This is a genomic window from Bordetella hinzii LMG 13501, from assembly GCF_001548475.1.
GTDB lineage: Bacteria > Pseudomonadota > Gammaproteobacteria > Burkholderiales > Burkholderiaceae_B > Bordetella > Bordetella hinzii.
Genome location: NZ_LRUJ01000078.1, coordinates 1 through 4,040 on the forward strand (window position 1 = coordinate 1; position 4,040 = coordinate 4,040).

At 69.1% G+C, this 4,040-nt stretch carries 1 pseudogene; it reads left to right on the forward strand.

Going from position 1 to position 4,040, the window contains the following annotated elements:
- Positions 1-4,040 (forward strand): annotated as a pseudogene (locus AXA74_RS24435) (hypothetical protein); the annotation flags it as partial.

A 4,040-nucleotide genomic window follows, 5' to 3' on the forward strand; every position in this document is an offset into this window, starting at 1 on the left:
CGACACGTCCATCGCCACCGGCCTGGGCGATGACCATATCACCCTGACCCGGACCGAGGGCCAGGGCAGCCTGTGGATCGACGCTGGCGAGGGCGCCAATAGCCTCCTGCTTTCCGAGACGGTTCAGCACGGCGCCAGCACGCTCCTGACCGGCGCCGGCCAGGATCTCATCACACTGGACCGCGCGGATTTCCTGGGCCATCTGCGGCTGGAGTCGGGGGCGGGCGACGACAAGATCTGGATGTCGCGGATCCTGCTTGGCGCCGGCGCCACCGTACTGGGCGGCGAGGGCGATGATTACCTCTATCTGTCGGCGCGGGCGCTGGCCGGCGGCATCACGCTTTCGGGCGGCGCGGGCAACGACCTCATCGTGCTGGACCAGCTGCCTTCGCTCACCAGCCAATCGGGCGGGCAGACCGACCGTGTCGATGTCGACGGCGGCCTGGGCGACAACCGCATCATCGTCAATCTGGCCGAGCTGCCGACCTCCATCCTCATCAACGTCCACAATAGCGATGGACAGGGGCAGGAGAATCTGGCTGGCGTCAATACGCTGACCCTCAACGGCACCACGGCGGACGAGACCTTCCTGGTGCGCGCGAACTTCGTGGCCAAGCTCACGCCGCAGGGCGCGGGCTATGCCAACGAGGTGCAGCGCGTGAACTACGACCGCAGCAGCACGGGCGGGCTGCGCCTGAATGCGGTGGACGGCGGCAATCGTTTCTATATCGACGACACCGGCACGCAGCTGACCATCGACGGCGGCCTGGGCAGCGACCCGGACAAGCAGAACGAGTTCCAGATCGGCCAGCTCTTCGGGCTGGACCGTCTGCCGCCCAGCGTGGCGGCGGGCGACGAGGTCGATACCGTGCGCACCACGCAAGGCTATCTGTCGCCGGGCAACAGCCACGGGATGACGATCTACGGCGCCGAGAACAGCGTCAACGTCTTCCGCGTCTACAGCAATGCCGCGCCCCTGGCGCTGTACGGCGGCAAGCGCGACGATGCCTTCATGGTCTATGCCTTCAAGCAGGAGGCGCCGCAGGCCGGCGGCACGCGCGGCTACGTGCTCAATGGGCCGTTGAATATCGACGGCGGCGAGGGCATGAATACCTACACGTTGCTGGGCACCGAAGAGGACGACGCCTTCGTGCTGACGCAGGAAGGCATACGCGGCGCCGGCCTGAACACCAGCTACCAGAACATCCAGCGCGTGAACCTGGATGCGCGCGAGGGCAACGATCATATCTATGTGCTGTCCACGCGCAGCAATGTGATCACCACGCTGATCGGCGGCAGTGGCAGCAATACCTTCGACCTGTCGGGCGACGTCGAGCGCAATACCATCGTCTCGGGCCGCGCCGGCTCGCGCGATGTGCTGGACGGCCAGCAGCCGGTGGTCATCGCCACCCAGCCCGGCCAGCTGGACGCCGCGGGCGGCAACACGCTGGCGCTGTCGGTCAGCCTGGACGCCGGCATCCTGCCGCGTCCGGCCAGCGGCCAGGCCTATGTGTCGCTGACCAGCGCCATGCTGGCCTCGGCCCTGTACGGCTCGCTGGCCCAGGGCGCCGGCCTGTCGCCGGCCGACGGCCTGGCCGCCGCGCTGCAGGGCATGCAGGGCCGGGGCCTGCTGCTGTCGACCGACGGCGGCCAGACCTGGCACGAGAGCGTGGTGCTGGCCTTCGAGGCCAATGGCGTCGGGGCCCAGGCCTGGGATGCGATCCAGCAGGTGCTGGTCAAGGTGGAGGACGGCGCCGGTATCGGCCTGCCGCCGCTCAGCCTGGCCGGCCGCGACCTGCAGCTGTCGGCCACGCTGCTGACCACGCTGCCCGGCCTGCATGATGTGGCCCTGCCGCCCATCATCGTGCCGGTGGCGGATCCCGGCTATGCCGGCCCCGCCAATGAGCCGGGCAAGGTGCGCGCCCCGCGCGCCACCGACCAGCCGGTCATCAGCGTCGATCCGGCCACGGGCATCAGCTATGCCAACTATCCGGACCAGCCGCATGATGTGTCGGGCATCCAGGGCAGCCTGCTCATCGAGGGCGGGACGCTGGACCAGCCGGATTACGACGGCAGCCTGCGCGCCGCCGTGATCCTGCCCGGCGAGACCGATGCCGGCCTGGGCGCGCGCCGCACCGGCGCGGCGCCGGCCGAGCCGGCCAACAATCGCATCCGCCTGTTCGACGATGGTACGGTGACCGGCCAGGCCGGCATGCAGGATCAGGCCGAGCAGATGAGCGGCCTGGGCCAGCGGTACAACCTACCGCAGGCGGGCGATTTCGGCCGCATCACCGGCCTGGGCATGACGCCGGGCCTGGGTTCGGCGGCCGGCAGCATCCTGCAGGCCAGCGAAGCCGGCCTGCACGCCTATGACCAGGGTATCGTTTTCCATGGTGTGCAATCGGTGAACACCATGCTGGGCCAGGGCGACGATGTCTTTACCGTGCGCCATGCCCCGGTGGGGACCGTCACCCTGGTGCAGGGCGGGGGCGGCAACAATACCCTGGTGGCCGAGGGCAGCACCGTGGGCGGCGCCGATCGTCCGGTGCTGCTGTTCGGTTCGACCAGCCAGGATGACCGCTACTACACCGCCACGCCCGGCCAGCGCCAGGCCGGCCAGGCCCTGCGTTTCGGCCAGGCGGGCAACAATGTGCTGGATGCGCGCGGCACGACGCAGGGCGTGATCCTCTATGGCGGGGCCGGCGACGACATCCTCTACGGCGGCCTGGGCAACGACTTGCTCGCCGGCGGCGGCGGCAGCAATACCATCCATGCCGGCCAGGGCAACAACATCGTGTTCGGCAATGCCGGCCTGAACATCAGCCTGGACATTCCCATGGACCTGGCCAGTTCGCCGGACCTGCGCACGCTCCAGGCGCTGACCCTGGTGCTCACGCCCGACCAGGCGGCCGGGCTGGCGGTGGGCGTTTCGGCCGACCGCCTGGCCGCGGGCGGCAACACCATCACGGCAGGCGACGGCAACAACATCGTGTTCGCCAATTTCGGCCGCATCGTCACGGTGGCGCCGGTCAACTATCTGCGCGACCGGGGCGACTTCATCGACCCGGCCGCGCCGGGCGGCCAGGCGCGCTATCTGTCAGGCGCCGGCCTGGTGGCCATCGAAACCCTCAATGTGGCCGCCAGCGGCGGCAACAGTATTTCGGTGGGCAGCGGCCGCAACGTGCTCATGGGCGGCATGGGCGATGACAGCATCCGCGCCGCGGGCGGCTTCAACCTGATTGCCGGCAACGCGGCGCAGGCCCTGTTCACGGCGGCCGGGCATATCCTGTCCTTCACGTCGGCCTATCCTTCCGAGGGGGGCAACAACACGCTCTACAACAATGGCGAGGGTGTGATGATCGGCGGCGTGGGCAACGACGTGCTGGAAAGCGGCGCGGGCTCGAATGTCATGTTCGGCGACAATGGCCGGGTGGTCTTCGTCAACGACCGCTTCAGCCTGATCGAGACCCTCGACATCGCCTACGGCGGCAATGACATTCTGCTCGCCGGCACGGGCGGCAACTATATGCTGGGCGGGCGAGGCTCCGATTTCTTCCGCGGCAGCCTGGCCAAGGATGTGATCGTGGGCGATTTCGCCGGCATCTACCTCGATCCGGCGAGCGGCCGCATCGTCAACCTGACGCGCTTCGGCCTGGGCGGCAACACGCCCGACCTGCTGACCCGCTCCATGGAGGAGTTGTACTCCTGGCCCGGGACGCTGGGCCAGGTGGCGCATCCGGTCTTCGAACCCTCGTCCTCGCCGCGCTGGAGTGTCATGGGCCTGTTCGGCCGCGGCATGGCGGCCGGCGACAGCATCAGCATGGCCGCCGGCCGCCCCGACATCGTCATCGAACGCCACGATGGCAGTATTTCGGACTATGCTTCGGGCGGCGAACCGCGGGACGACGTGTTCATGCGCAATGACTTGAGCACCCAGGACGGCGGCCAGAGCTACGCACCGGCGGCGCCGGACGCGCCGGCCGGGACGCCCGAGGAGGCCGGCGATCCCGCGGCCGCCGGCGGCGCGGCCCAGCCGCCAG